At 63.3% G+C, this 26817-nt stretch carries 20 protein-coding genes and 3 pseudogenes; 12 read left to right on the forward strand and 11 right to left on the reverse strand.

Annotated elements, in window-relative coordinates; genetic code table 11:
- Positions 1-5: 5 nt before the first annotated feature.
- Positions 6-1094 (reverse strand): annotated as a pseudogene (locus O8I58_RS10010) (IS3 family transposase).
- Positions 1095-1400: 306 nt separating this feature from the next.
- Positions 1401-2264, reverse strand: coding sequence for a LacI family DNA-binding transcriptional regulator (locus tag O8I58_RS10015; RefSeq protein WP_298315180.1), 864 nt, complete (start codon positions 2262-2264; stop codon positions 1401-1403).
- A gap of 444 nt (positions 2265-2708) precedes the next feature.
- Between O8I58_RS10015 and O8I58_RS10020 the strand changes: the two genes are divergently transcribed.
- The 3 genes and pseudogenes from O8I58_RS10020 to O8I58_RS10025 form a co-directional block, all read left to right on the forward strand.
- A complete protein-coding gene (locus O8I58_RS10020) occupies positions 2709-5084 on the forward strand; it encodes a membrane-bound PQQ-dependent dehydrogenase, glucose/quinate/shikimate family (RefSeq protein WP_298315182.1) in 2376 nt (791 codons plus the stop codon).
- A gap of 339 nt (positions 5085-5423) precedes the next feature.
- Positions 5424-5549: pseudogene (locus O8I58_RS19275) on the forward strand (transposase); the annotation flags it as partial.
- 1 nt (position 5550) lies between these two features.
- A pseudogene (locus O8I58_RS10025) lies at positions 5551-5677 on the forward strand (IS3 family transposase); the annotation flags it as partial.
- A gap of 112 nt (positions 5678-5789) precedes the next feature.
- Here the strand turns inward: O8I58_RS10025 and O8I58_RS10030 are convergent.
- A complete protein-coding gene (locus tag O8I58_RS10030) occupies positions 5790-6416 on the reverse strand; it encodes a TetR/AcrR family transcriptional regulator (protein WP_298315185.1) in 627 nt (208 codons plus the stop codon).
- A 114-nt stretch (positions 6417-6530) separates the two neighbouring features.
- Between O8I58_RS10030 and O8I58_RS10035 the strand changes: the two genes are divergently transcribed.
- Positions 6531-7754: an MFS transporter gene (locus O8I58_RS10035; RefSeq protein WP_298315188.1), complete on the forward strand. Its 1224-nt coding sequence runs from the start codon at positions 6531-6533 to the stop codon at positions 7752-7754.
- A gap of 96 nt (positions 7755-7850) precedes the next feature.
- On the opposite strand, the gene O8I58_RS10040 is transcribed toward O8I58_RS10035, so the two are convergent.
- The 3 genes from O8I58_RS10040 to O8I58_RS10050 form a co-directional block, all read right to left on the reverse strand.
- Positions 7851-8819: a DUF4344 domain-containing metallopeptidase gene (locus O8I58_RS10040; RefSeq protein WP_298315192.1), complete on the reverse strand. Its 969-nt coding sequence runs from the start codon at positions 8817-8819 to the stop codon at positions 7851-7853.
- A 192-nt stretch (positions 8820-9011) separates the two neighbouring features.
- Positions 9012-9614 carry an NADPH-dependent F420 reductase gene (locus O8I58_RS10045; RefSeq protein WP_298315195.1) on the reverse strand — a complete coding sequence of 201 codons (603 nt, stop codon included), beginning with the start codon at positions 9612-9614 and terminating at the stop codon, positions 9012-9014.
- Between the two features lie 73 nt (positions 9615-9687).
- Positions 9688-10413: an SDR family NAD(P)-dependent oxidoreductase gene (locus tag O8I58_RS10050; RefSeq protein ID WP_298322884.1), complete on the reverse strand. Its 726-nt coding sequence runs from the start codon at positions 10411-10413 to the stop codon at positions 9688-9690.
- A 95-nt stretch (positions 10414-10508) separates the two neighbouring features.
- On the opposite strand from O8I58_RS10050, the gene O8I58_RS10055 reads away from it, so the two are divergent.
- The 3 genes from O8I58_RS10055 to O8I58_RS10065 all read left to right on the forward strand — a co-directional run bounded on the left by O8I58_RS10055 (position 10509) and on the right by O8I58_RS10065 (position 12753).
- Complete coding sequence (locus O8I58_RS10055) at positions 10509-10871, forward strand: winged helix-turn-helix transcriptional regulator (RefSeq protein WP_298315198.1); 363 nt, start codon at positions 10509-10511, stop codon at positions 10869-10871.
- A gap of 271 nt (positions 10872-11142) precedes the next feature.
- On the forward strand, positions 11143-12393 hold the full coding sequence (locus O8I58_RS10060; RefSeq protein WP_298315200.1) for a putative peptide maturation dehydrogenase: 1251 nt from the start codon (positions 11143-11145) through the stop codon (positions 12391-12393).
- Between the two features lie 60 nt (positions 12394-12453).
- Entirely contained in the window at positions 12454-12753 is a 300-nt protein-coding gene (locus O8I58_RS10065; protein ID WP_298315203.1) for an NHLP-related RiPP peptide, read from the forward strand.
- Positions 12754-12760: 7 nt separating this feature from the next.
- Here the strand turns inward: O8I58_RS10065 and O8I58_RS10070 are convergent, their stop codons facing one another.
- Positions 12761-15241, reverse strand: coding sequence for a putative peptide modification system cyclase (locus tag O8I58_RS10070; RefSeq protein WP_298315205.1), 2481 nt, complete (start codon positions 15239-15241; stop codon positions 12761-12763).
- A 23-nt stretch (positions 15242-15264) separates the two neighbouring features.
- A complete protein-coding gene (locus tag O8I58_RS10075; protein WP_298315207.1) occupies positions 15265-16275 on the reverse strand; it encodes a GGDEF domain-containing protein in 1011 nt (336 codons plus the stop codon).
- A gap of 206 nt (positions 16276-16481) precedes the next feature.
- On the opposite strand from O8I58_RS10075, the gene O8I58_RS10080 reads away from it, so the two are divergent.
- Complete coding sequence (locus O8I58_RS10080; protein ID WP_298315209.1) at positions 16482-17195, forward strand: transposase; 714 nt, start codon at positions 16482-16484, stop codon at positions 17193-17195.
- A gap of 12 nt (positions 17196-17207) precedes the next feature.
- Here O8I58_RS10080 and O8I58_RS10085 read toward each other — a convergent pair whose 3' ends face one another.
- Entirely contained in the window at positions 17208-18149 is a 942-nt protein-coding gene (locus tag O8I58_RS10085) for a diguanylate cyclase (protein WP_298315211.1), read from the reverse strand.
- A gap of 284 nt (positions 18150-18433) precedes the next feature.
- On the opposite strand from O8I58_RS10085, the gene O8I58_RS10090 reads away from it, so the two are divergent.
- From O8I58_RS10090 to O8I58_RS10105, 4 genes are all read left to right on the forward strand, one after another.
- Positions 18434-19057 (forward strand): GntR family transcriptional regulator, encoded by a 624-nt coding sequence (locus O8I58_RS10090; protein WP_298315214.1) that lies wholly within the window; start codon positions 18434-18436, stop codon positions 19055-19057.
- Between the two features lie 317 nt (positions 19058-19374).
- A complete protein-coding gene (locus O8I58_RS10095) occupies positions 19375-19527 on the forward strand; it encodes a benenodin family lasso peptide (RefSeq protein ID WP_298315216.1) in 153 nt (50 codons plus the stop codon).
- 46 nt (positions 19528-19573) lie between these two features.
- On the forward strand, positions 19574-20248 hold the full coding sequence (locus O8I58_RS10100) for a lasso peptide biosynthesis B2 protein (protein ID WP_298315217.1): 675 nt from the start codon (positions 19574-19576) through the stop codon (positions 20246-20248).
- Positions 20248-21972, forward strand: a complete 1725-nt coding sequence (locus O8I58_RS10105) for an asparagine synthase-related protein (protein WP_298315219.1) — start codon at positions 20248-20250, stop codon at positions 21970-21972. The genes O8I58_RS10100 and O8I58_RS10105 overlap by 1 nt, the downstream gene beginning before the upstream one ends.
- Before the next feature lie 111 nt (positions 21973-22083).
- Here O8I58_RS10105 and O8I58_RS10110 read toward each other — a convergent pair whose 3' ends face one another.
- Together O8I58_RS10110 and O8I58_RS10115 are read right to left on the reverse strand one after the other, a co-directional pair.
- Positions 22084-24246 (reverse strand): Atxe2 family lasso peptide isopeptidase, encoded by a 2163-nt coding sequence (locus O8I58_RS10110; protein WP_298315221.1) that lies wholly within the window; start codon positions 24244-24246, stop codon positions 22084-22086.
- 6 nt (positions 24247-24252) lie between these two features.
- Positions 24253-26787 (reverse strand): TonB-dependent receptor plug domain-containing protein, encoded by a 2535-nt coding sequence (locus tag O8I58_RS10115; RefSeq protein ID WP_298315223.1) that lies wholly within the window; start codon positions 26785-26787, stop codon positions 24253-24255.
- Positions 26788-26817: the final 30 nt, after the last annotated feature.

Genomic DNA, 26817 nt, shown 5'->3' on the forward strand with positions numbered 1-26817 from the left:
GGGTTCTACCCCATCACCACGGACTGTTGGGTTAAGAGTCTGAAGACCTGATCCTTGGCGTCCAGCCTGCGCTGCATGCGCGGGTTGTGGAAGCGCTCAATGTGGTCGAACACATCGACCCTGGCATCGGCCAGTGCCATGTAGCGCCGACGATGGACGTGCTCGCGCTTGAGCAGGCCGAAGAAGCCCTCCATCGCCGCATTGTCCCACCGCACTCATGCTGCTGGTGATGCGCTGGCCCTGAAGGAACTGCTGGTAGTCCGCCCTGCGTGCCACGAACCGAGTACAGGATCACGGCACCGGGAGCCGGGCGCTGCCAGCAGGCCATCAGTACCGCCTTGAGCACCATGTGCCGATCCTGCACTGCCGACATCGACCAGCCCACGATCTTGTGTAAGAACAGGTCCAGCACCGCGCACAGATAGAGCCAACCTCCGCCGGTCCTGATGAAGGTGATATCCACCACCCATTTGGTATTAGGCTCCAGCGCAACGAAGTCTCGTTCCAGGTGATTGCGTACGTAGGCGGGCCGCACGCCGCTGGGCTTGTTGCGCCAACGCCGCCGCTGCGGCACACCGAACAGCGCAGCACCGGATATCAGCCTGGCGACGCGGTTCAAGCTGGCTGTCTCACCTTCGTAGGCCAATGCCTCGTGCATGCGCGGCACGCCCATGACGCGATCATTGTCCTGATGTTGCTGATGGATCTTGACGAGCAGGCGTTCGTTGTCCCGTGCACGCTTGCTGGGCAAGCGCCGGGCCTAGCCATGGAAGCCGCTGGCCGAGACCTTCAAGCGCCGGCACATCAGTCGGATCGGGTGCTGGCAGCGATGACGTTGGATCGCCTCGTGCCTCAAGACGATTCCTTGGCGAAGAACGCCGCCACATCGCGTAAAAATCCCGTTCCTTCTCAACCTTGGCCAGTTCACGCTTAAGCGTCAGAAGCTCCTGGTCGCGCGATACGCCCGCATCTTGAAAGGGCGTGTTGCGAGTGGACTCCAATTCCCGGCGCCATCGCCAGAGCAGGTTGGAGCCGATACCCGGGTCTTGGGCGATCTGACTGACGTTGGCACCCGGAAATCGGGTCAGCCCGATGGCTTCGCGTTAGAACTCTTCGCTGAACTAGCGTCGCTACTGCATGGCACTCCTCCTAGCCCATCATGGGGCTTAGCTGAAGTGTCCGTGGTGATAGGGTAGAACCCCTTTCAGCAGCGGGGCCTGAAGATCGACACGGGAACGATCATCGATGCCACGCGCATCGGCCCGTCAGGCTCGACGATCGATGCCCACAGAGAGCGCTGACCCTGAAGCTGGCATCGCTGACGGAAGGCTCCAAGCATCAACGAGCCTGGCGGGTTCGAGGCATGGTTGAACCCACACAACCAGTTGAGTGCCCTGGCACTACGGAAGTGTCGTGCCTCGAAGAATGAGCTGCGAGGGGATGGTCAGCGTTTGCGCAGGGGGCTCATCCTGCAGGAGATCTGCACAGGCAACACCCAAGGCTTCCATATCCTGCGCGAAGGTCGTCAGGTCGTGCCTTCGCCATCCCGCCATGGGAATGTCATCGCAACCGATCACCTGCACGTCTTCCGGCACCCGAAGTCCGAACTGAAGCTTGATGGCATCCATGGCGCCAATGGCGACCAGGTCGTTGACGCAGAAAATTCCATCGGGCCGGGCACCTGATGCGAACAGCCTGCTCGCGGCGAGATAGCCCTCTTCGTAGGTGAATCCGGCCACGACGATTTCAGGTGGCGCCAGTCCGCGGGTCGTGACTGCCTTGCAGAAGCTGCGCTGCCGATCATGCTGCGAAGGGTTGTCACGACCGGCGAGGTAGGCCAGCTTCCTGCAGCCACGCTCGATGAGCGCGTTGCCGGCGGTCGATCCCGTCGTGCGGTTTGACGTCGATACAACACGCATCTTGCCGTGCCGTCTGGAGTTGATCGCCACGATCGGGATACCCAGCCGCTCCAGGTTGCTGGCCACTTTCGGCGAGCGGATCGCCAGCGTGCTGATGGCGCCGTCGATGCGGTAGCGGGACAACTCCCCCACCAGGTGGTCGAGGTTCTCGTCGCTCTCCGCGTCAACCAGCAGGGATTCCAGGTTGCGGGCTTTGAGCGCGGCGGTGATGCAGCGCAGGATCTCGGCATAGACCGGATTGTAGAAACCGCCCATCACCACGGCGATCAACCCGGAACGCCCGGTCTGCAGCATTGCCGGAAGGGCATTGGGTCGATAATGAATCTCACCGGCCGCTTTGAGCACGCGCTCGCGGACTGCGTCCGATACGGCCGCACCGGCGCTAAAGACCCTTGAAACTGTGGACTGGGAAACACCGGCGAGTCGCGCAACCTCACTGGATGAGGGTGACGCGCGGCGAGGCTGGGAGTGTCTCTTCTGCATCGCGTGAAGAGTAACAGCTGTTGCGCGGCGGCATCCTGGAGGCGTAGTCTTGCATAGCTATGCAGGGCGGACGTTCCGGCTCTGGTATGAATCGTCGCGAGCCCATGGATGGGCTCTTTTTGGCATCCCCGGGATCGTTGGGGACCGTGTTTGCTCCGGACTGTCTAGCAGGTCTCCACTCGTGCCGGGAAAGGCGCCGTGGGGCGGACTTTCCAATTCGGAATACTTATGAACATATCTGAGAACGCCCCCCTTCGCGTGGGCAGGTGGCTGCTAGCGTTCGTGTTGTGCGCGTTTGGCCTCTTCATGGTTGCCGGAGGTGGATGGCTTATCAGCCTGGGCGGCAACTGGTACTACGCCATCGCAGGCGTATTGAGTCTGGGCAGCGCCATTGCGCTGTGGCGACGCCGCCCGACGGCCACGCTGTGGTTTGGCGCGCTGTTCGTGCTGACGCTGGCCTGGACGATTCTGGAATCAGGCTCTGATTACTGGGGCTGGGTCCCGCGTTTCGCGCTGGTACTCGTCTTTGCGATCGGCTTCTCGTTGCTGCTTCCGGGCTTGCATGCCGGATTCTCTCGTACCAAGGCAAACGGCGTGACGGCCTTGCTGGTCGTCGCGTTCCTTATCGCGGGCGGCCTTGCCTTCGTTCCGCACAACGTGACCGAAGCATCGAACGTGCCCGCAATGGCCGACAACCCGTTCGAGGCGGACACCGGCACAGGCGTGGGCCATGACATCCCGTCCACGGATTGGCCCGCTTATGGCGGCAACCAGGCCGCGGCGCGCTATTCAGCGACCTCCCAGATCACTGCGGCGAACGTCAAGGATCTCAAGATCGCCTGGCAGGCCGAAGCGGGCGATGTCCCCAAGGACAGCCGTTGGGGTGTGCAGAACACACCGCTGAAGATCGGCAACATGTTGTATGTGTGCGGCTACCTCAACAAGGTCGTTGCCCTGGACGCCGCCACCGGCGAGCAGAAATGGGCCTTCGATCCGGGCATCACGCCCAAGTCGGTTCCGTACACGCCTTCGTGCCGCTCAATGGCCTATTACGAAGACCCGGCCAGCGCCGCAACGGCCAGCACGCCGAACGCACCGGCACCTGTCGCCAACACCAGTGCCCAGTGCGACCGTCGCGTGATCGTCGGTACGCTGGACGCACGCGTCATCGAACTCGATGCGCAGACCGGGCAGCGTTGCCAGGGCTTTGGCAAGAATGGCGAGGTCAGCATCACCGAGGACATGGGCGAGGTCTACCACGGCTACGTGGCCATCACCTCCCCGCCGGTGGTGATCCGCGACACGCTGGTGGTGGGTCACACCACGGTCGACGGCATGCGCGCCTTTGGCCCGTCCGGGGTCACCAAGGCCTTCAACGTCAAGACGGGCGAATTGAAGTGGGCCTGGGATGCGGCTGATCCGGAAAACCCGGCACCGCGCCAGGGCAAGGATCTGTACAAGCGCGGCTCGCCTGACGTGTGGACCTCGTTTACCGGCGACGACAAGCTGGGCCTGGTGTTCCTGCCCGTGGCCAATGCTTCGGGCGATTACTACTCGAGCAGCCGCACCGAGAACGAGAACAAGTATTCGCCATCACTGACGGCGCTGGATGTCGAAACAGGCATGCCACGCTGGTCGTTCCGCAATACCTACCACGACGTGTGGGATTACGACCCGGGTTCGCCGCCGACGCTGGTGGACTATCCGCAGGCCGATGGCAGCAAGGTGCCTGCCATCATCTTCCCCACGAAGAATGGCGAGACCTACGTCCTGAACCGCGCCACGGGCAAGCCGCTGTTCGGCGTGGAAGAGCGTCCGGTGCCGCAGGGTGGATTCGAGCCGCAGGCGCGCAGCAAGGTCCAGCCGTTCTCGCTGTTCAATTCCCTGGCCAAGCCGGACCTCAAACCCGAGAACATGTGGGGACTGACGCCGCTGGACCAGCTGGTGTGCCGTATCCAGTTCGCCCAGGCCGACTACCGCGGCAAGTTCACTCCACCGGACGTGGACAAGCCGATCATCGATTACCCCGGCTACAACGGCGGTTCCGACTGGGGTGGCGTGGCCTTCGACCCGTCGCGCGGCTTGATCATCGCCAACTACAACGACATGCCGAACTATGTGCGCCTGGTGCTGCGCAAGGACGCCGACCGCATGGGCTGGAAGGCGCGTGATGTCCTCAACGATCCGGCTACCGAAGCGCACGCTGAAGGCGCTGGCGATCCGCAGGAAGGCGTCCCGGTGGCGGTCAACGTCAATGCCGGCTGGCAGCTGCCCTTCACCGGCATGCTGTGCAAGGAACCCCCGTACGGCGGCATCCGCGCCATCGACATCCGCGACGGCCGCACCGTGTGGGATCGCCCCTTCGGCACCGCGCGCGAGAACGGTCCGTTCGGCCTGCCGACCGGCCTGCCGATCAGCATCGGTACGCCCAACAACGGCGGCTCGGTGGTGACCAAGGGCGGCCTGGTGTTCATCGCCGCGGCCACGGACAACCTGATCCGCGCCATCGATATCACCACTGGCAAGACGGTCTGGTCGGCACCCCTGCCCGCCGGTGGCCAGGCCATGCCGATGGTCTACGAACAGGATGGTCGCGAGTTCGTGGTGATCACGGCCACGGGCCATCACTTCATGCACACCCCACGCGGCAACTACGTGGTGGCTTACGCGCTCCCCAAGTAAGGTCGATGCTTCAAGGATGAAGGTCCAGCCCGGCTCCCGCCGGGCTGGGCTGGACCAACTGGAGACAGTGAGCCCTTGTTGCAGATCCCCGGCCGACACCAGGCCATGTCCCAGGAAGCTGGCAACGCCAGTTCCAGCAGCGCGGGCCAGGACTTGCAGTGGCCGGTGTTTGTGGCTGCCCAGGTGCTCTCCCACGGCACTGCGATGTCCACATCCGATCACCACCGGCGCAACGATGGCGCCAGTCCGCCCGATGTCCGATGTCCGATGTCCGATGTCCGATGTCCGATGTCCGATGTCCGATGCGGCAATCTCCCCAGAGATTAGCTGACGTCAGAAGTGGAATTTTCTCGTCCGCTTTCCCGACGTGGTTCCAGGAAGAAGTCCCGCTTTACCGACAGTCAGATCGTGGCCGTGCTCAAGCAAGCCGAGACTGGCACCGCGGTGCCGGAGCTTTGCCGCGAAACTGTGCGACACCATCGAGCAGGTGCAAGACCAAGGCCACGCGTTGGCTATGAACCCATAACCATGAGCGCCCGGACATGGCGCTCGGTGCGATCACACCGGCACAAGAGTTGGCAGCGGCCGCATAGCTCCTCTTCTGGCGCCTGCTAGAAATGGCGGGATTACCGAACCAGCAGCAGCCAAGACTGGAATCTTCACAAGGGAAAAGAGGATCAAGAATTCGCAGAGGGGACTATGGAGTCAGTGAGCACTCTTCCTGACGGAGCGCCGGGGTGGCTTCCACCAGTGCATTGCGCAGGCGATTGCTGCCTCCAGCTGCGCGAAGGCGACCCCGTCACGCACCTGCGTGGTCAGGCCGCGCATGAACGTATCGAGCATGAGCGCGCCGGCCTCCACATCGAACGTACCAGGCAGCTCCCTGGCTTCAACGGCACGCTGGATACAGGCTGCGAAACCCTGCCGGGTGGAGGCGCGATCCATGGCCAGAATTGACTGGGATCCGACAGCGTCTCCAGGTGTCGTCGTCGCGGAAATCACGAGCAGGCAACCTGGTGGATGCAACGGATCCGTCTGCATGCGCGCCGATCCCCTCAAAGCAGCTTCGACGGCATCGCGCGGGGCCACGGAGGGGTCATGCAACACCGCGGTCACCGTTCCGTGCGTTTCCAAGTACTGCTTCAACACTTCTTCAAAGAGCATTTCCTTGGAGCCAAAGGCCGCATAAAAACTGGGCGATGAGATGCCACCCATTGCATCCTTCAACAAAGCCAACGAGGTGGATTCATAGCCATGCGCCCAGAACAGGTGCATGGCCTGTTCGATCGCTTCGGCGCGATCAAAGCTGCGTGGTCGTCCGGTCCTGGCCACTGCCGTATCCCAACATGGAAAGAACACACTTTACTACCGATCGATACATAAATCGTTGACGGCAGCCTGTGGCCCGCTTAACTTATGTATCACTCAGTACATATGTAGATTTCCATGAAGACTGTTACGACCACTCCTTCGGCGACGCCGAAGGAGGCCGGCGAGGCCTTGCCTGTGTTTGGCTTGCTGGCCCTTGCCATGACCGGCTTCATCGCCATCCTCACCGAGACGCTGCCGGCCGGGCTTCTTCCGCAGATCAGCGGCGGACTGGGCGTCTCCGATGCGCTGGCAGGGCAGTTCATTTCCGCTTACGCGCTGGGGTCACTCCTTGCAGCCATTCCACTGGCCATTGCGACCCAGGGGTGGCGCCGACGCCCCACGCTACTCACTGCCGTCATCGGATTCCTTGTCTTCAACTCCCTGACCACTTTCGCGTGGAGCTATCCCGTCGCGTTGTTTTCACGTTTGATGGCAGGCGTTGCCGCGGGACTGGCGTGGGGAATCCTGGCGGGTTATTCACGCCGGCTTGCGCCGACCCATCTGCAGGGCAAGGCACTGGCGATCGCGATGGTCGGAACCCCGATCGCATTGTCACTGGGGACACCGGCTGGCACCTGGCTTGGCGCATGGGTCGGCTGGCGCTTTTCCTTTGGCGTGATGTCCGCGCTGGCATTGGTGCTGGTTGCCTGGATTCTGATCGCTGTTCCGGATCTTCCGGGTCAACCTGCCGGCAAGCGCCTGCCGCTGCTGAAAGTCCTCAGGCTTCGCGGGGTCGCGCCGGTCCTTCTGGTCATCATGATCTGGATGCTCGGACACAACGTGCTTTACACCTATATCGCGCCGTATCTGGCTGCACACGGACTACATGAGAATGTCGATCGCGTCCTGCTCACTTTCGGCCTGACCGCACTGCTCGGCATCTGGATCATCGGCGTGACGGTGGATCGCTGGCTGCGTAGCCTGGTCCTGCTCTGCCTTGCCGGCTTTATGGCGGCGGCGCTGGTGATGGCCAACGCAGGAGATCAGCCCGTTGCCATATACCTGGGCGTCGCCCTGTGGGGGCTCAGCTTCGGCGGCGCGGCAACGCTGCTGCAGACTGCCGCTGCAGACAATGCTGGCCCCCATGTCGATGTGGTCCAGGCCATGGTGACGACTTCCTGGAACATCGCGATCGCCTTGGGTGGCCTCTCCGGCGGGATCCTGCTGCAGTCATATGGCGCCAACGCATCGACCTGGGCGATGGCGCTGCTTTCCCTTGTTGGCCTGCTGCTCGCGCTATGGGCCAGCCACGGCTTCCGGCCAGGCGCTCGAACGGGCCCCCACAGCGTCGGTCATTGAACCCGTCCCATCCCAACCATGGCCGGCTCACGAGGTCATGCAAGGTGCGCTGGCGCATGGATTCGCCCAACACCAGGTCGCCTGGCGCCTCCCACCTCAGCGCGCCGGGCCAAAAAACTGAAGCGCCTTGTCCTCGCTCATCCGATAGCGCGGCGACACGTGCGGCAACAGCAGGCGCAACCATGCCTGGCCGACCGCGCGCGCCTCGCGCGGGCAGCCCCTGGCACGGGCAGCCGGCAGATCGCCCTGGTCAACGATTCCCGCATAGTCGGCCGGATCGGTGCCGTAGATCAGGCATTGCAGATTGAAGTAGCGCTGCTCGCCCAATGCGTGTTCGTCCGCATAGGCATCCAGGTCGTAGGCACCGGCTGCGCGCGAAAGCAACCAGTCGGCGGCCATGCGCAGGTTTTCCATGACCTGCGCTGGCGTTTCTTCCGAAGACGAAAAATGCAGCATCAGCATGGCCGCCAGCTGGTCGACCGCGTCTTCCTGCCTGCCCGTCACCGGCAGGTCGAGCAGGTCGACCAGCGCATGCCCGGTTTCATGCAGCACCACGAATCGCACATTGGCGCGCGTGTAACGCACGGCGTAGTCCGCCTCCAGGTGCTGCTCGAGCTGCTGCTTGAGCCCGCGCTGGTAGAGCGTCTCCAGCAGTTCGTAGCACACCTCGATTTCGCCACGTCCCGGCCGGTAGAACGCACCCAGTTCGCCGCACTCGGCGGTGACGTAACGCAGCGGCCTGGGCAAGGCGAACACGCCATCGAGCGCCTGGATTTCCGGCAGGCGTCGGATCAGGTCCAGTTCGCGAACACGCGCCTGGATCTTCGTCAGTCCGGGTGAAATGGCGGGCAGATAGGAAAATTCGAACGCCGGGCCGGCAGGCCGATGGGCATGGGTCGGCAGGACCATGCCGGTGCGCCCGGCATCGTGGATCAACGCGTCCGAAGGCACGGTCGCCGTGTGCCCCGGCGACAACGCATGTGGGCCGCCCGTCCCCGCACACCCTCCGACCTGCAGGCCCACCGCCCAGCACAGCATCCACGCCCCAACGCTCCGCAACTGCATCGATCACCGTCCGCGCACGTGCCATTGTCCGGGCGCATCGTGCATCAGTCCGCCCATCAACGCATCCCGGGTCGGCGGCTGGCCCCATTGCCCAAGCGACGATCCATGCCCGGCGAAACAGGATCAAAGGCCGCGCATCCCTCCAGCGGTGGTCAGGCCCGTTGGGATGTGCATTCGAGACCTCGCCGGCATTCATCCGTCGAACTTGACCAGGTCCTTGAAGATCAATTGGCCCCAGCTGTTTCCGCGCGCCTGCACAAGCAGTCCGCCTTCCGACAGCCCGCCAAGTTTGATCGGTGCGAACCCGAGGTTTTCTGCCAGCACGCTGATCTCCACCGCGGCGGCACCGTCGTCGCTCGCCAGGAACACGACTCTCCTGCCGCCCTGTACGGCGGGGTCCTGGGCAAGGGTGGCAGCAATCAAATGATTGAAGCCCTTGACCAGTCTGCTGCCAGCGAAAGCCTGCGCGACGACCCTGGAAGAAGGTTGCCCACCCAGTGCTTCAGGCGGTACGCCGTAAGCATTGGTCACATCGATGATGGTCTTGCCCTTCCAGGTCGACAGCGCCTGCGCGACATCCGGGTGTGATTCAAAACGGACGGCCAGGAAGATGATGTCCGCCTTGACCGCTTCGGCCAGTGTCTTGGGAATGATCGTGGGCCCGATCGCGGTCGCGTCGGCTGCAAAGCTTTCCGGATGGCGCGTGGTCGCAACGGAGACTTCGATGCCATTGCGGGCAAACGCCCTGGCCAGGGCCTGGCCGATATTGCCGAAACCGATGATTGCGTAGCGCATGGTTTTTCCCTGCGTTTGGCACATCCCGCGGCGCTTCGAACAACCGAATAAAGCGCCGCGAGGACATCGTGCGTCAGAGTTGCGCCAGGCCGCCGTCGACGGCGACTTCGCTGGCGGTCATGAAGCTGCTGTCCGACGAGGCGAGAAAAGCCGCCACCGCGCCGATCTCCGCAGGGTCGGCCATGCGCTGGAGCGGCGTGAGCGAGGCGAAGACTTTCTGGCCCTCCTCGCCCAGTGCTTCCTTTGCCAGTTCGGTCGCCGTCGCCCCGGGCGACAACACGTTGACCCGGATGCCGGTGCCCTTCAGGTCCTCCGCCCAGGTCCGTGCGAGGTTGCGTACCGCCGCCTTGCTCGCGCTGTAGGCACTGAATGCAGGAGCGCCGGTGGTGCCGGCGCTCGATCCGGTCAGGATGATCGAACCACCCGGGCCCAACAGCGGCAGTGCCTTCTGGACCGTAAAAATCGTGCCCTTCACGTTGGTGTCGAAGGTTTCGTCGATGTGCTCGGCGGTGATCTGGCCGAGCGGAAGCGGGCTTCCCGCACCGGCATTGGCGAAGACGATGTCGAGGGTTCCGCGCTCGGCCTTCACCGCCGCGTAGAGGCGGTCTAGATCGGCAGGATTGGACACCGAGCCCTTCACCGCGCGGGCACTGGGCCCGAGGTCTGCCACCGCGGCATCGAGCGCTTCCTGCCGGCGGCCGAAGAGGAACACGACGGCACCCTCCTCGATGAAACGTTTCGCCGCGGCACGTCCGATGCCAGTCGCGCCGCCAGTAATCACAGCGGTTTTCCCACTCAGTCTGGCTCATGTCATGGATCCTTGGTTGGCGTTGCGCAAGGATGTGGCGATGATTACCTTTCGACAAGAATGCACTTTTTGGTAAGTACCCAAAGATGAAGACGCCTCCTGACATCTGCGATACCGGCTGCGGGCTCAACGCGACGCTCCGCATCATCTCGGGCAAGTGGAAGCCACTGATCCTGTTTTTCCTGCGCGACGGCCCAAAGCGCTACGGCGAGCTCAAGCGCCTGATCCCGGGCGTCAGCGACAAGGTGCTGATCCAGCAATTGAAGGATCTGGAAGCCGATCGCGTGCTGGCACGAACCGACTACCAGGAAGTGCCGCCGCGCGTGGACTACGCACTGACTCCGCTCGGCCGCAGCCTGGCCGAGGCGATCGTTCCGCTGTGCACCTGGGGAACAGAAAACGCGGCGGAAATGGCGGGCATCTTCGCCAAGCGCGATGCGTTGCTCTAGCGGGCTGCTGAAGCGTCGCCGCTGAGTCGGCCATCCACGCAACCCTGCGATAACAAGAGGCCTGGGCATCAGCGCCCTCCAGGCCATGGTCGAAGCCAGGACCCAACACTTCGCCGGCATCAGGCTGGCACATCGACCGCGCAAGCTGACCATGCCCAGCGAGCAGTGAACCTCACCTCGTGCGTTCCAATGCAGGCGCGCACCTGGAGCCAGGGCTGCGAGCGCACTGGCATCATGCCCCCATCCCCTTCGCACGCCCGGCCATGTCGCCATGCCCACGCAGCCCGCCATCGCAGCCACCGCCCAGGGTCTTCCGGATACCCGCAAGACCGCCCTGGTAAACCTGCGCTGTTGCGAAGGGCTGCACCTTCAATGGCATGAGGAACCCAACCTCGATCTGGGCGCTTTGCTGAGCGGCAAAACCGGTGTGGGCGTCCTGCGTTACTGGCGCGCATTGGCGCCGCATCTCGACGCGCCCGTGGCGCTCTCACCGGACCAGTGGCGCCTGCTGTCGGCACTGACCGTCGAGGGCATGGCCCTGGAAATCCAGGAAGACACCTTGGAACAGGCGCTGCAGGGACTGCTGGCCCATTCCCTGGTCAGGTATGCCGAACCGGACGCCCAGGACCATGGCGATACGCTGGCCGAGCACTGGTGGTGGCCGCTCGCGGCCGTGATGCACCGCATGGGCCGCTGGCAAGGCGTGGACAGCACCCACGCTGCGGTGCAGGCAGAGGTGCTGGACATGACGGCCATGGTGGCGCGCCACGGGCCGGCCCCTCAGCCGGCGCCGTTCGACAGCACAACCCTGCAGCCGATGCCGGACGTCCCGCCCGACCGCTTCGACCAGCTGCTCGCACAGCGCACGACGTGCCGTAATTTCGACACATCCAGGGCGCTTCCCGCGCTGCTGCTCGGGCAGATGCTGCAACGGACCTTCGCGGCGCATGGCCATGTCCAGGTCGCCAACGGACCGATGCTGCTCAAGCGCAACGTACCCTCCGGCGGCGGGCTGCATCCGATCGACGCGTATCTACTGGTGCGCCACGTGGACGGCGTCGCACCTGGGCTGTATCGCTACGCGCCGCTGGAACACGCACTCCAGCCACTGCCCGAGCCACCGGCAGGGCTGCAAGCGTTCGCCTTGCAGGCGCTATCGCAACAGCATTGGTTTGCCGATGCGCATGTGTTGGTCATGCTGGTGGCGAATTTCCCCAGGAGCTTCTGGAAGTACCGCCGTCATGCCAAGGCGTATCGCGTCGCGATCCTGGACGCAGGGCATCTTTCGCAGCTGCTGTACCTGGCGGCCACCCAGGCAGGCCTGGGCGCGTTCGTGACCGCCGCGATCAATGAAATCGACATCGAGCAGGCCCTGGATCTGCATCCGCTTGCGGACAGCCCGCTCGCCGTCTGTGGCTTTGGCTGGCGGTCCGGCCTGATGACCACGACCGAGTTCGATCCGGCTGCCGTGCTGTGGCAGGCTTTGTCACCCGGCGAGCAGGGTCAGGATCGAACCGACTGAGACACGCTCCCCGCCTGCATTGACCCGAGCCATTCCCACCTCCCATCGAGAAGCACCACCATGAATGCCGATGCACCCAAACTGACACGCGACCAGGCGATCCAACTGCTCGACCTGCTGTGTGGCGATGACGCTTTCCGCGCGCAGTTCGCCACCGATCCGGCCGCCGCGCTGCATGGCATCGGCATCGACTACGGCCTGGAACCGCCGCCATGCAGCTGCGTTGACGTGCTTGCATCCAAGGCGGAACTGGCCGAAGCGCGCGAGCAGTTCCTGCGCTATTTTTCCGGGCCGGTCCATATGCAGGGAACGCCGGTCTTCGAATCCGGCAAGGTGCAGGCGGCGCTGGCCGCGCACTGATCCCGACTCAGCGCGGGACAGCTTCCCCGCGCATGGCCATGACATCGGCCACGTTGAGGGGCTGTAGCGCAAAGGACCCGGCAACCTCGCCATAGGCCAATGGCAAGGCCGCGGCAAGCTTGCGTTCCGTCGCCAGGGCATCCTGGGAACGTCCTGTCGCCAGATAGGCCGCGTGGCGAACCACGTCGGCCTGCAACAGGTTGGGCTGATCGCCCCAGTGATCCAACAACGCCAGCGCCTGGTCGGGCCGCTGCTCGATCAGCATCTGCTGGGCCCTGACCACGTTGACCAGGGCCGCCACCGTCGCGTTTTTCGAGCGCGTGCCCAACGCGACGACCTGGTCCATCAATACCTGGCTGGCCTGCTGTGGATGCGAGCGCTGCAACAGGTAATAGGCCGCCAGGAGCAGGTACACGTTGTCTTCGCGGTCGCCCGGCAGCCCGTCGGTCACGTCCCGCCGGGCCTGGGCGATGTAGTGCTGCAGCGCAGCCGCGTCGGACTGATTTCCGACCGACCCACGCACCGAAAGCCGCATGAAGCGGTACAACCGCGGTATGAAGCTGTCCGGGTCCTGTGCGTAGTCGGCCAGTCGATCCTCGATGATCTTTTCCGCGCACTGCGCGCACTGCCGCTGTACCGCCAGGTTGATCATGGCCACCGCCTGCGAGCTGGTCACCACCCGCCCGGACGTGGCCTCGCTCAGTTCCCTGAGCGCGCGCTGGTCGTCGCCACTGGCGGCAGCGACCAGGGCGCTCTGACTTCCCGCGCCACTGCCCCGGATCTGCTCGGACTCCTGGAAGGATTTGAGCGCGGCATCTAGCCTGCCCAGCGCAAGCTGCGCACGACCGAGGTAGGACAGGATGTCGCCACGCTCGGGGTTGTGCTCATTCAGCGATTGCCGGGCGGACTTCTCCGCTTCCACGTAGTCCGCCTGGGACAGGGTCAGCCAGACGTACTGGCTGAGCGCTTCGTAATCATCCGGAAAGAGGTGGATCAGCACGCGCAGGCGTTCGGTGGCCGTCTGCGAATCGCCATCGAAGCGGCTCTTCCAGGACTGCACATACAGCTGCTCGCGTTTGGGCAGATGCGTCTGCAACCCCATGGCGGCGTCCAGCTCGGACTGGGCATGGGCGGTTTCGACGAAGATCTCGTAGCAGAAGGCCATGCCCACATGAGCCAGGGCAAACTTGGGATCAAGTTCGACGGCTTGTTTGTAGTAGGCCAGGGCGGGGCGGCACTGGCGCGTGGCCCGCGCCTTCTGCCCCAGCGCATACGCTTTGAGCGCCTCCAGGCTGGACGTCGTCACCTGGGGAAGCGGCGTGGAGTCGCGGCGGATCGACTCCAGTGTCTCGCCCAGGCCGTCACGCAGGCTGGCGATCGCTGCATCAACCGAGGGCAGCACCGAACCAATACCGACGCCTTCCTTGGAGACCGTCAGCAAGGTCGCGCCGCTGGCCGGATCGACAACCTCCACCGCAACCTGCACCCGGTCGCCGATCTCGGACACGACGGGCACCAGGACCACCTGCGCGCCCTGGCGCACTGCGATTTCACCGGCGAGTTTGCGGTCGACCTGGCGAGCGGGGTCCAGCCGCATCCGCTGAACGATCTCATGGACTTTGAGCGGTGAGACCACGTTGACGTAGCGGGACTGCTGAAGCGCAACCAGGAACGCCTGCATCAACGAATCATCCAGCAATCCATCGCCGGTCCGGTTCTGCAGGTCCGCCACCACCACCCAGTCACGCTCGGCGAAGGCAAGCGTCGGCCGCGTCATCAGCCACCCGGTCATGGCGATCAACAGGACCAACGCCCCTTCTGCAACCAGCCAGCCGGACCGGCGCCAGAATGGCAGGACGCGCCTGGCCTTGGCCGACCCTGGCGGCCTGCGCGACGGCATCAGGCCTGGCTCGCCGACCTCGAACACCTCCTGCGCCTTGGCCACGCCCTTGAAATGCCAGAAGCCATGGGACTTCCACTGCAACTCCTTGCCATGCGCGCCGGCGCCGCGCCGGGTCAGCGACTCGGCCACCGCCGACAGCAGGATCTGACCAGGGCGCGCCAACGCCATCAGCCGCGCCGCGATGGGCTTGGCCAAGCCTTCGACCTCCAGTGGCTTGGCACCGACACTGATCGCGTCCTGTTCATTGCGCCAGGTCAGCACCTCTCCCACGTGCAGGCCAACGCGAGCCTTCAAATCCAGCTTGAGCGCCGGTGCCAGCTCCTGGAGGCCGCGCGTGAAGTCCAGCGCGAAGCCCAGTCCATCGACAGGGCGCTCGAACAGCAGCAGCAAACCATCCGAGCGATCGATCAGCTGCCCGTGCCAGCGCCGCTGCAGGCCAAGCACCAGACGATCGTGCTCACGGAGCACGTCTGCAGCGGCCGCGTCACCGAGCTTCTCGACCAGCGCGGTGTAACCGCACAGGTCGGTCATCACCAAGGCCCGCAGTTGCGGAGCATCCAGTTGCCGCGGGTCTGTGCCACTCATCGCTGAATCCACCCGCCAGGCATTCAGGCCGAAGCGGACGGGGAAGGATCTCCGCCATGCAGGCGATTGCCTCCCTGACGCTTGGCTTCGTAGAGCGCATGGTCGGCGCGCGCGTACCAGTCGCTCCAGCTACCGTCGGCATCGAGCAGGCTCATGCCGATGCTGACCGGGCAGATGTGCGGAATGTCGCCGGTCCGGGCCAGCTCGATCCGCACCCGCCCGAGAAGATCCTCGGCGAACCGCCCCAGTTCGGCGGGACCGTCCGCATGGACCAGCACACAGAACTCGTCGCCGCCCAGCCTGCAGGCGAAGTCCGCCGCACCCATCTGCGCGCGCACGGCCGCGGCGACGTTCTGCAGCACATGATCGCCGGCGACATGGCCGTAGCGGTCATTGACCCGCTTGAACTGGTCGCAGTCGATCAACAACAGTCCCAGCCCGGGGCGATCGCCGCTGTGGCGGCACGCCTGCAGGTACGAGGCCAGGCCGCGGCGATTGTGGAGCCCGGTCAGTTCGTCGGTCCCTGCCAATACCTCGGACTGGTCAAGCAGGCGCGAGGTCGTGTCCAGGTTCTCCAGCGCCAGTTCCAGCTCATGGTTGCGACGGCGCAGCTGGTGGATCAGCGATTGCTCGCTGTGGACCACTCGGACGATGGCGCCGCGCAGGAAGTGCGCGACCAGCACGGGGTCCTGTTTGACCAGACGCTCGAAATCGTCATGGTCCAGCTCGATCAGGCGGCAGGCATCCACGGCCCGCGCATCGGCACTGCGCGCGTGGTCGCCGATCAGCAGCCCAAGCTCGCCGAAGAACTCCCCCGGCCCGATCCGCTTGACGATCAGGTCGCGACCGAAATCCAGGTCGACCTCGCCTTCCAGGCACACGTACATCTGGGTCATGATCTGGCCGCGCCCGAACACCAGCTCGCCTGGCCCGAACACGCGCTCGCGGCCGAAGCTTGAGAACAACGCCAATTCATCGGCCGACAGCACCGCATGTTCCAACCTGCGGGCACCAGTGACGGCGACGCCGGCCATTTCCGGCATTGTTAGATCGCAGGCCATACCCCATACCCCACGGCTGGCGGACGCCAGTCAGCCTCAAAGCATAGCAACATCCGGGCCAGACCCAAGCAAAACCGGGGTCAGAGTGCACTTTCCCTACCCTGGCCCGGGCAGTCGCCCGATCGTGGAAGCGCCCGCGACACGTCACGCTGATGGCACCGCAGAGCGAAGGACCACGCATGCCACGCCAGTCCCGATTGGATCTTCCCGGTATCGCCCAGCACATCGTGCAGCGGGGCAATGACCGGCAACCGTGCTTCTTCGCCGACGCTGACCGGATGCGCTACCTGCAGGACCTGCGCGAGCTATCGCTGAAGCTCGACATTGCCGTGCATGCCTATGTCCTGATGACCAACCACGTACACCTGCTGTTGACCTGCCGGGTCGCCGGCACGGCATCGACACTGATGCAGTCGCTCGGCCGTCGCTACGTGCGCTACATCAACGACCACTACCGGCGGACCGGCACCCTGTGGGAAGGCCGCTACAAGTCGTGCCTGGTGCAGGATGAAACCTACCTGCTGCGCTGCTACCGCTACATCGAACTGAACCCGGTACGCGCCGGCATGGTTGCCGATCCCGCGGACTACCCGTGGTCCAGCCATCCCTGCAATGGACTCGGTCGGGCCGATGCGTTGGTCCATCCGCACGCGTGTTACTCGACCATTGCGGTTGCAGACCTCCGCCCGGCGCTGTATCGGCGCTTCGTCCTGGGCGCCATCGACCCGCAGGAAACCGCCACCATCCGTCTCAACTTGCAGCGCCAACACGCACTGGGCAATGACCGCTTCCGTGCGGCGATCGAACGTCAGCTAGGCCGTCGCGCCGGGCCCGCCCCCAGGCCCGGCAGGCCGCCGAAGAACAGCCCGCCTCAAGAAGAAAGTGCACTCTGACCCCGGTTCTGCTTAGAACTCCCCATACTCCGCGCGCATGCGGCCGTGGCGCTTGGCCCGGTACAACAGCGCATCGACGTCTTCGATCAGGGATAACGCCACCGCGTCTGCGCCGGGCGTGGCGGTGCCGACGCCCAGGCTCAAGGTCAGCAGCGGTGCAACCTCGGAACGCTCATGAGCAATCTGCAGCTGGCGCACCAGCTGCATGCATTTTTCCGCAACCTGACGGGCCTTGTCGGCGGGCGTGTCCGGCAGCAGCCAGATGAACTCTTCGCCGCCAATGCGGGCCACGAAATCCCGCGGGTTGTTGGTCGCCTGCGCCAAGGCCTTGGCGACGATGCGCAGTGCCTCGTCGCCCTTGATGTGGCCGTAGTGATCGTTGTACTGCTTGAAGTAATCGATATCTAGAATAATCAATGACAGCGGCGTGCCGCCCTGCTGGGCAGCGGCCCACTCATGCGCCAGCACCGTATCGAACATGCGTCGGTTGGCAATGCCGGTCAGGCCATCCTGGTAGGACAGCTCTTCCAGCTGCTTTTGCAGGCGGATCAGGTGGTCCTCGGTCTTCTTGCGCTCGCTGATGTCGAACATGAAACCGACCAGCGCCTCGACCTCGCCATCCTTGCGCACCACATGCACCACGTCGCGGATCCAGACGTACTCGCCATCCTTGGTCAGCGCCCGATAGTCGGCCTCGTGATCGACACCCGCCTTGGACTGCGACACGCAGAAGTTGACCACGTAGTCGCGGTCATCCGGGTGCATGCGCTCGACCCAGTCATTGATGCCCACCCAACTGTCCTGCGACCAGCCCAGCAGCTTCTCGATCTGCGGGCCGATGTAGCTGAAGGTCATGCTCTGCCAGTCGATCCGCCACGGGATCGCCTTGGTCGATTCGAGCAGGGTTTTGTACACGTCACTGTCGCTGCCCGCACCCAGGAGTTCTTCGCTCATCTCGACCGCATCAGGAAGGAAAAAGGTGGCGATAGCATGTCGCCATCGGCATATTCCCTGCAAGAAAGAACCCCGCGCGAACGGGGGCAGGCCAGCACATCGGCCCCGAGAACCGACTGCACGCCATGAAACCGGCGTCACTGAGCGGGACTGTACTGCCTGCAGCATCAGCGGATACCTCGAGCAGAAAGGATCTGCTTCCGAACAGGGGACTGGTCGAACTGTCTTCAATTTGTAATATTCAATTCAGGGCAGATCGCAACAGGCAGACATGGAGTCCCGCAATGGGTGCGATTCACTCCAAGAGCACGTTCTTGCACGGACAGGTCAGGCGAGGCCTGCAGTCCGGTCGTTATGCGCCCGGGCAACGGATCGACCCAGCCACGCTCGCGGCGGAATTCAACACCAGTCTTACACCTGTGCGGTTCGCGCTGTATCGCCTGGTGGGCGAAGGCATGATCCACGACCACGCCCGGCACGGCTTCCAGGTCCCCCTTCCTACCGAAATGGGCATGCGTGACCTGTACGACTGGATGGAGCGGCTGCTGGTGATGGCCAGCGAACTGGGCAACCCGAGGTCCCCGGCCCGGCAGTCACCCCCGCCATCAACCGAGGACGACCTGCCCAAGCAGACCTGGAAGCTGTTCAACGCCATCGCACGCGATACCGGCCGCTGGTCATTGCATCGTGCCGTCAAGCGGGCCAACGACCGCCTGGCACCGATCCGCCGCGCCAAGCAGGACCTGATCGATCACGCAGCCGAAGAACTGGCCGAGCTGACACGGCTCTGGCAGGCGCACGACACCACCCGCCTCAACGCCGCACTGCACGCTTATCACGAACGCCGGAAACAGCTGGTGCCCTGCATCGTGGCGCTGCTGACCGAGCGCAGCAAACAGCTGCCCTAACGAGGGTCTCAACAACCCTGCTTTTGCTCGTCATTACCAGCCATTCGGCTGTTGAAAGCCTCGCGAAGGCGGGAACCTAGTGACGTTGCTTTCCATGACTCGAAGCCACTGGACCCCGATTTCGCGGAGATGACGGCAATTGTTGAGACCTCCCCCAAGCACGCAGGGGCCAGCTCCCAACGCGCGCGAAGACGACGCACGTCACGCCCCCAGATAATTCTTCAAGTACACAACAAAAATCCTTTGAAAACACAAAATCTCCGTCCCTAGGCTGCCGTTGTCATGGAATCGCCATGACATCACCGAAGGAGACTGAGATGGACAAGCACAACGAAAGCGCAAAGGCCAACACGCCGCAGCAGGGCGTCATCGTGCTCGGTGTGGCCAGTGTCGAAACGCAGGGCGCCGTGGGCTCAAGTGAAGGTATCAGCCCCGGCAGCCCGATGATCTCGGGAATTTCCGAAGAGTGAAACACAGGGCGCGCACCTTGGTGCGCGCCCTGCACCGGAGATAACGATGAGGTACATCCTCAGTCAGGACATCACATTCGGCGAGATCGGCGGACACATGGTCTTCCTGGACCTCGCGAAAGATCGCTACTTCCGTCTTGAGAGCTCAATCGAGAATTCTCTACGCCCTTATTTGAAAAACGGCGGACCACTTCCCTTCGACCTCTCTGATCTGATCGCCTCTGGAATCCTCATTGAGGATCACGACACCGCGCCAGCCTCTCTACCTTCCATCAGTAAACCGTGTCGGAGCGCATTCGAGAATCATCCATCCACAGATGACGGACTTGCACCCTCACATATCATCGAAACAATGCTGGTCGTCCTGAGGATGCATTGGAAATTGAGGCATCAGAAAATCAGGCCAATCATCGAAAACGAGGTGGCTTATCGCCGTAAGAACTCGAAGCCACGGCGCCTACAGCCGCCGTTGGACGCGTCGACAGTGCAAGCATCTAGGCAATTCTTGAAGGCCAGACGCTATGTTCCTATCGAGCCACGCTGCCTGCTTGATTCGTTATCTCTCCTGCACTTTCTGTCACGGCGCGGGCTTCCAGCCAGCATCATTTTCGGCGTCACCCTTGAGCCTTTCTCGGCCCATTGCTGGGTTCAGTCCGGGGATGCTCTATTGAACGAGACGCTCGGCACGGCCAACGCACATACCCCTATCAGGGTCGTCTGATGGAATATCCATATCTGTTCGTCATCGGCGCTCCCTCGGGCGGCACTGGTGACCACTCCCTCGATTTGAAGCTCAAAGCAAAGGGAATGTCGTGCCGTTTCAAGTGCGAGCTAGGCCGCCTGTTCACGCATCCGCTTGCACCAGTTGTGGAAATTCCCGGACAAGGGTTGCTGCTCGGCGCGGTCTTTGACCGCGATGGAACGCGAATACCCCATCGGATCGATCTGGACGCCTCACCAGAGTCGACTGTTACAGAGATTCTCCGTCGCGTTTGGGGCAATTACCTGGCGTTACTTTTCGACCGTCACTCGCTGCGTGTCATGCGAGACCCCTCAGGCTCCGTGGACTGCGTCTATGCCTTCGAGTCTGGCAGGGGCTTCATCACCTCGCATATCAGCCTGGCGGTTGGACTTGGGATCTATCGCAGGGATGTTGATTGGGAAGCCGTTGCGCACAGTTTGCAGTTCCCCTTCATGAAAACAGCTCGCACCGCGCTGAAGCGGATCAATGAGCTGCCTCCAGGCTGCGAGCTTCACATTGCAGACGAGGTTTGCTCGATCCGCACTGCGTGGTCGCCTTGGCAATTCGTCGTGCCAGAAATCCGGCATAGGGACGCCGAAGTGGCTTCCCAACAGCTCCGCAAAACCGTAAGCCGAGTGGTGAATTCGTTCTCCTCTTTGGGGCGCCGTCATATGGTCGAACTCTCTGGCGGCCTGGACTCGTCCATCGTCTCGATGTCCCTACGCGATCTGGCAAGCGAAGTCGTTTTCTGCACGATCACGATGCCCGCGAGTGGCACGGATGAAAGTGCTTATGCAAGAGCCGTGACAGATGCTCTGGGACAGCCACTCCTTCCTGTTGAGATTGGAGCAGAGCGCGCGCGTTTCCGATTTCCGGTGCACGCCGCGTCCGTCAGGCCCAGCACGGGCATTCTTCAGGACGCCTCCAATCAACTGTGGGATCCGCTGGCTCATCAGCACGGCATCGACAGCTTCTTCTCTGGCGGTGGTGGCGATAGCATCTTCTGCTACCTCAAGACGGCGGCGCCGGCAGCAGATGCATTCCTCGAGCGGGGCATCAAAGCTGGATTTCTCGCGATACGCGACCTTTCTTCGCTTCACAAATGCACACTCTGGAAAGCCGGACGACTAACGCTGAAAAAGCTTAGGCGAGGTGCGAGGCGAGGATGGAAGCAGGACCGCATGCTGCTCGCTCGCGACTGTTTGGTGGAGCAACCAGACCTACATCCATGGCTGCAAGCACCGGAGAACGCGCTGCCAGGCGATCACGAAAAAATCCAAGACCTTGTCGGCACGCAGCTGTTTCGAGAGGCCACACCGCGCAACAATGGAAAGCCCCTCTACTTTCCGCTCCTGTCGCAGCCGGTGATGGAGGCTTGCTTGCCCGTTCCATCCTGGATGTGGATCTCCGGCGGCCGCGATCGCGCCATCGCACGCAATGCATTCGCTGATGTCCTGCCTGCAGCGATCGCGAACCGCCGCAGCAAGGGTTCCTATACTGGCTATCTCGCCGCCGTTTACTCACGCAACAAGCAAGCCATGCGAGCATTCCTGATGGACGGCGAGCTACGTGCCCAGGGGCTACTCGACCCCGATGCCTTGGAGCGGTATTTCGACAGGGACCTATCGCCGCGAGACATCACGTTTACACGGATCTTTGAGTTGTGCGCTGCCGAAAACTGGGTCCAAGGCCAGATGATCTAGACGCTGGGGTGTACCGGCAGCGTCCCCAGATCTGATCGACGGGTGTCCTCCCCTCTCTTCCACGATAGGCGGCCGCCCCTGATCGGCTTATGTGCCGACGCCATGGAAAATTCATGAGGACTCGGACTTCGGGCCGGCCCCGGCACGCCTGTCCTGCTCAGTCCTCATCTCCTTCCATACGTGGTATTGGCTTGCCTTTTCCGGATCGGGATCCACGTATCCCTGCAGCCAGAACCTGAACCAGTCCACGTTGCGCTCGTAAACCGCCAGCTTGTGCCGAGGCTGATACTTGATGTGCAACTCATCCGGGAACACATACATGTCCGCCTGCTTCCTGCGCACCAGCGGCAGCACATAGTCCAGTGCTAGGCGGTATTCCTGCTCGGGTTGTTGAAACAGGATCGGGGCGCGGATCCGGTCCAGATGATGCACCGGTGAAATCAGCGCCCATTGCTCGGGCGTTTCTTCCGGCGCGCCAAGTTGCCAGAGTTCCTTCACCCTCGCACGGGTCTCGTCACTCAGGCTGTTGTACAGGTAATAGCTTGGCGTCAACGAAATGCTGCTGACCGAAGCCGCCCGTACCACGTCAGAGTTGGCCAACGTCCACAGCGTAACTTCACTGCCGTAGCTGAGCCCCCCCATTCCGACGCGCTTTGGATCGATCCGCCCCTCACCCGCAAGAAGTTCGATAACCGCCTCGATCCCGGTCCGGGCTGGATCGTGGCGCTCAACAAAGTTGTTTGGGAACTCTGGCATTCCGTTGATGCACAGGGATGAGATGCCCTGCTCGGCCAGCGATACCAGGGGCCATTCCTCCCCCAGGCCACCGCGAAGGAAGCCATAGCAACTGTAGAAAGTGACAAACAGGGGCGGCGCTCGACCCATCGGCGCGCCGCGCGCAGGGAAGAAATACCCGGTGAATTCCCTGCCCTGCACATCGCGCCAACGCATGAACTCAGCAGGCGCGACTGCCGCGATGTCCGACTCCAGCGCCGTGTTGGGCGCGTAGAGCACCCGGCGCCGCCCACTGTCCAAATCAATGGCTTCCAACCGCGGCGGCCGATCTGCCTCGGCCGCCACACAGACCAGCGCATGGGCCGAGATCGCACAAGGAATGTCCCAGTATCGCTGGCTGCCACTGACCAGCCCTTCTGAAAGCACCACAGGCCTGACCGCTCCTGTTGCAACGTTCCATGCATGGATCTCCTGTGCGCGTCCGTTCTCGAAGTTGGTCGAGGTAAACACCACCTCATCACTTCCTGGTCGCCAGAGAAGATCGGTGATGTAACGACCGGAACAGAGCAGATGCGCGCATCGAAGCGGACGTCTGGCATGCCGGTCGGGCAGCATGCTCAACTCCCGGTAGCGGCTCACCTGCTGTCCCGTCTGCCGCTCCCCGGTGTTCAAAAATGCAATCCGGCCATCCGGATTCACGGCCAGCTTCGTTGGCTCAGGCATGCTCTTGTGCAAATCGCCCGTACCGAGCGGCCGGCGTGGAACCTGGTCTGCTGGAAGCTCACGCGTACCCATCCCGTCCAGATCCACTACCTTCCAATGGTCCGGCTCCCCGGCAAGCAACGGGCCGGCGGCAAACCAGCCACCAGTGAAGCGCTGCGTCGCTGGGCGGCCATTGGCATTGCCGGAGCGAAACACTCCGGCTGCCATGTTGACCGTCTTGTCGATGTGCACGCCGCGGTCATACTCAGTCATCTCGGCCGCCACGACCTGTTCCCGCGTCGCACCGGTGCTGTACCTGAGCATGCGGCCATCATCGGCAAGCTCGAAAGTCCGTACATCCGCTGGATCAGTCGTAACCTCCTGGGCCGCCGAACCATCTGCGGCGGCCCGCCATACCGACACGCGCCCATCGACCAAAGCCCGGTAGTAGATCCAACCTCCATCCGGCGACCACACCGCGGGCGAAGGCAACACCACACCATTGACCAACTCGCGCAACGGCAACCCACCGTCACCCACGCGCAGCGGCTGAGCGCGTCCATCAAGCTGCTGCACGTACCAGGCGGTGTCCACCGTATTGCGCTCGATCGATGGCACCTCGGTCCGGAAGGCAACCAACCGGCCATCCGGCGAAATCACGGGATTACCCAGGTCCGTCACCTCCAACAGTCGCCGCGGAGACACGGTTGAGGCCGAGGCATCCGCCACCATCAGCGGGCTCACCGAGGCAAGCCCCATCAGCAAAGGCACGAGGCGCGGCGCACTGGATTGCACAGGAGCCCAAAATGCAGGCGATATCCAGGAAGGAAGCTTCATGCGCCCTCACCACTGCCCGGAGAGCGTGACGCTGGCAAAGCGTCCGACCGCCGAGTAGTTCGTTGCGTCATACGGCACATAAGTCGCCACCGGCGGCGTGTACAGCGGCGGCGCCCGGTTGAACAAGTTCTGCACCGACAGCCCCAGCGACAGACGTGACAGACCGCCGAACGCCGCACCAAAGTCGTAGCCCAACGTGCCATCGACCGTGGTGAACGAAGCCATTTCCTGCGTGGACGCCGCAGCACGATAAGTCACCCCGCTGGTGTAATTGGCAAAGCCCGATGCACTGAACCCGCCGGCGGTCCACACCGCCCCCATACGACCGTTGAATCGCGCCGGGTTGGAAAGGGTGCCGGCCAGATCGAACTCCGGCTGCCCCGCACTGTTCTGCTGCACGCTGTCCAGCCAGCTGGCGGCACCACGCAGCGTCAGCCGGCCATTGCCCAGGTCGAACCGATAGGCGCCTGACAGATCCGCGCCGTGGATCCGCTGCCGCGCTGCGTTGACATACTGGTCGCGGATGATCGCGACCACATTGGCGGGGTCATAGGCGGCATTGGCATAGTTGTAGAAGGCACTGTTGTAGTTACCCAGCAAAGCACCGATCTGCCCGGCCGTTGGCTGCAGGTCCACAAATTCCGCATAGATCGGGTTGCTCAACGCCTGCATGTAGTTGACCGGCTCCACCACCCGACCGGTGTAATCCACATCAAACCAGGTCAGCTCCGCCTCCAGCCCCGGCAGGACCTCTGGATGGAAGGCCACCGATGCTGTCCACGTCCGCGCACGCTCGGCCCGCAAGTCCGCATTGCCGCCATAAGACATCAGCACCGTCGCATCAGCCGGCCCCCCTGCCCCGCCCACAGCAGGCGCACTCCACAGATAGACGATCTTGTTGGAATAGCGCTGCAGCAGCGTGGGCGCCTTGAACGACCTGCCCCACGAGGCCTTGAGCGTGACATCGGCGGTGGGGTCATATAGCAAGCCCAGCTTGGGCGTGGTGACCTGACCAAAGCTGTCGTAGTCCTCGGTCCGCACTGCCGCACTGAACTCCAGCCTGCGTATACCGGTCACGCCCATCGAAGGCGACACCACCGGCAGCCCCAACTCGGCATAGGCAAACCGGGCCCGCTCATCACCGCCATAGCGCAATCCGGTGACCTGCGAAGCCACCTGCAGTTCATCCCGGCGGGCACCTGCCCCTACCGCCAACCGCGCGTCGCCTGCCGGTAGCGTGAACAATGGCCCCTCCGCGCCAAGCTCATAGGATCGGCTCTCATTGCAGTAGCAGGTGCGCGTGACAAGTGGGCTGCCTGCGGCCGACAGCAGGTAGCGACGGTCCATGTGCTCGTTCCTGCCCCACGCCCCCCCAAACGTTAGCGACCAGTCGGCGGGCAGAAAGACCTGAAGACTGGGCGAAGCTACTGTGATTTCCGTGCGCGGCGCATACCAGTACGAAGCACCCGGCACCGTGGCATAGCGGTCCATGTCACGCACCGTCCGGAACGCATCGATCCGCAGTTCGGCGACCTCCCCCAGCGATTGGTGCGCAGTCAGCAGGCCGCTGCGCGTGTCGCTAGCCCCATAGATGCTGTAGGGCGTCATCAGGTGCCGTGTGTAGTGGCGCTGCTGCGTGTCGATGGCATCGACATCGGCCCAGCGGAGACTTGCCATCAATCCACCACTGGCCCAAGTGGTGCCCGCGGTGGCCGTGTAGTCGCGCGTGGCCAACCCGCCACCGGATGAATCCCCATAACGTGCCGAGAACGCCACACCATCGAAATCACGCTTGAGGATGACATTGGCTACGCCACCCACCGCATCGGAGCCATACAACGCAGATGCACCATCTGGAATGATCTCCAGGCGTTCCACCGCCTCCACCGGGATAGCACTGATGTCCACCGCCTGTGAGAAGCCGTCATAGGCCATGCGCCGGCCGTTGAGCAGGGTGAGCGAGGCATCGGCACCTAGCCCGCGCAGGTTCAACGCAGAGCCCCCGGTCATGTCTTGATTGCCCACCCCGGACACCGCCCCGATGACGCCCGGGTTCTGCCCGCCGGAGAAGTTCTGCGGGACGCTGCGGATCACCTCACCCAGATCGGTAAAGCCTTCTTTCTTGATCCGCTCGCTACCGATGGTGATCACCGGCGAAGGCACGCTGCCGCCCTTGATGCGGGTACCGGTGACCTGGACTGTGTCGAGCTGGGTGGGATCTCCGTCTGCCCTGCCCTCCTCCGCCGGCGGATCAGCAACCCTCGCGTCTTGCACCTGCGTTTCCTGCGCAGTGGCGCTGTAGAGCGGCAGCAGCGAAGCCAACGCGGCTGCAAGGGTGCTGCGCGCCAATGCACGCCTGAAACAGTGCCGCGGGATCTGCCATGTCCCGAACGCATCTTCCCTGCCTGCTTTCGGCCGAACTTCGCTTCTGCCACCGCCTCGCGGCATGAATGCCCCGCCGCGCACAGCAGATTCCAACGCGTAGGCGTGGTCCATCCCCCGGGCCGGATTGGCCACTACAACCCCCTTGTCTTTCCACATGCAATGTCTCCGGTTGGTGGTCGGCACCCT

This window comes from Pseudoxanthomonas sp. (assembly GCF_027498035.1).
GTDB lineage: Bacteria > Pseudomonadota > Gammaproteobacteria > Xanthomonadales > Xanthomonadaceae > Pseudoxanthomonas_A.

Excerpts from the sequence above, each read along its gene's own strand:
- O8I58_RS10020 (WP_298315182.1), top strand. The coding sequence starts at position 2,709 with ATGGTTGCCGGAGGTGGATGGCTTATCAGCCTGGGCGGCAACTGGTAC.
- O8I58_RS10035 (WP_298315188.1), top strand. The coding sequence starts at position 6,531 with ATGAAGACTGTTACGACCACTCCTTCGGCGACGCCGAAGGAGGCCGGC.
- O8I58_RS10040 (WP_298315192.1), bottom strand. The coding sequence starts at position 8,819 with ATGCAGTTGCGGAGCGTTGGGGCGTGGATGCTGTGCTGGGCGGTGGGC.
- O8I58_RS10045 (WP_298315195.1), bottom strand. The coding sequence starts at position 9,614 with ATGCGCTACGCAATCATCGGTTTCGGCAATATCGGCCAGGCCCTGGCC.
- O8I58_RS10055 (WP_298315198.1), top strand. The coding sequence starts at position 10,509 with ATGAAGACGCCTCCTGACATCTGCGATACCGGCTGCGGGCTCAACGCG.
- O8I58_RS10060 (WP_298315200.1), top strand. The coding sequence starts at position 11,143 with ATGCCCACGCAGCCCGCCATCGCAGCCACCGCCCAGGGTCTTCCGGAT.
- O8I58_RS10065 (WP_298315203.1), top strand. The coding sequence starts at position 12,454 with ATGAATGCCGATGCACCCAAACTGACACGCGACCAGGCGATCCAACTG.
- O8I58_RS10070 (WP_298315205.1), bottom strand. The coding sequence starts at position 15,241 with ATGAGTGGCACAGACCCGCGGCAACTGGATGCTCCGCAACTGCGGGCC.
- O8I58_RS10075 (WP_298315207.1), bottom strand. The coding sequence starts at position 16,275 with ATGGCCGGCGTCGCCGTCACTGGTGCCCGCAGGTTGGAACATGCGGTG.
- O8I58_RS10080 (WP_298315209.1), top strand. The coding sequence starts at position 16,482 with ATGCCACGCCAGTCCCGATTGGATCTTCCCGGTATCGCCCAGCACATC.
- O8I58_RS10085 (WP_298315211.1), bottom strand. The coding sequence starts at position 18,149 with ATGAGCGAAGAACTCCTGGGTGCGGGCAGCGACAGTGACGTGTACAAA.
- O8I58_RS10090 (WP_298315214.1), top strand. The coding sequence starts at position 18,434 with ATGGGTGCGATTCACTCCAAGAGCACGTTCTTGCACGGACAGGTCAGG.
- O8I58_RS10095 (WP_298315216.1), top strand. The coding sequence starts at position 19,375 with ATGGACAAGCACAACGAAAGCGCAAAGGCCAACACGCCGCAGCAGGGC.
- O8I58_RS10100 (WP_298315217.1), top strand. The coding sequence starts at position 19,574 with ATGAGGTACATCCTCAGTCAGGACATCACATTCGGCGAGATCGGCGGA.
- O8I58_RS10105 (WP_298315219.1), top strand. The coding sequence starts at position 20,248 with ATGGAATATCCATATCTGTTCGTCATCGGCGCTCCCTCGGGCGGCACT.
- O8I58_RS10110 (WP_298315221.1), bottom strand. The coding sequence starts at position 24,246 with ATGAAGCTTCCTTCCTGGATATCGCCTGCATTTTGGGCTCCTGTGCAA.
- O8I58_RS10115 (WP_298315223.1), bottom strand. The coding sequence starts at position 26,787 with ATGTGGAAAGACAAGGGGGTTGTAGTGGCCAATCCGGCCCGGGGGATG.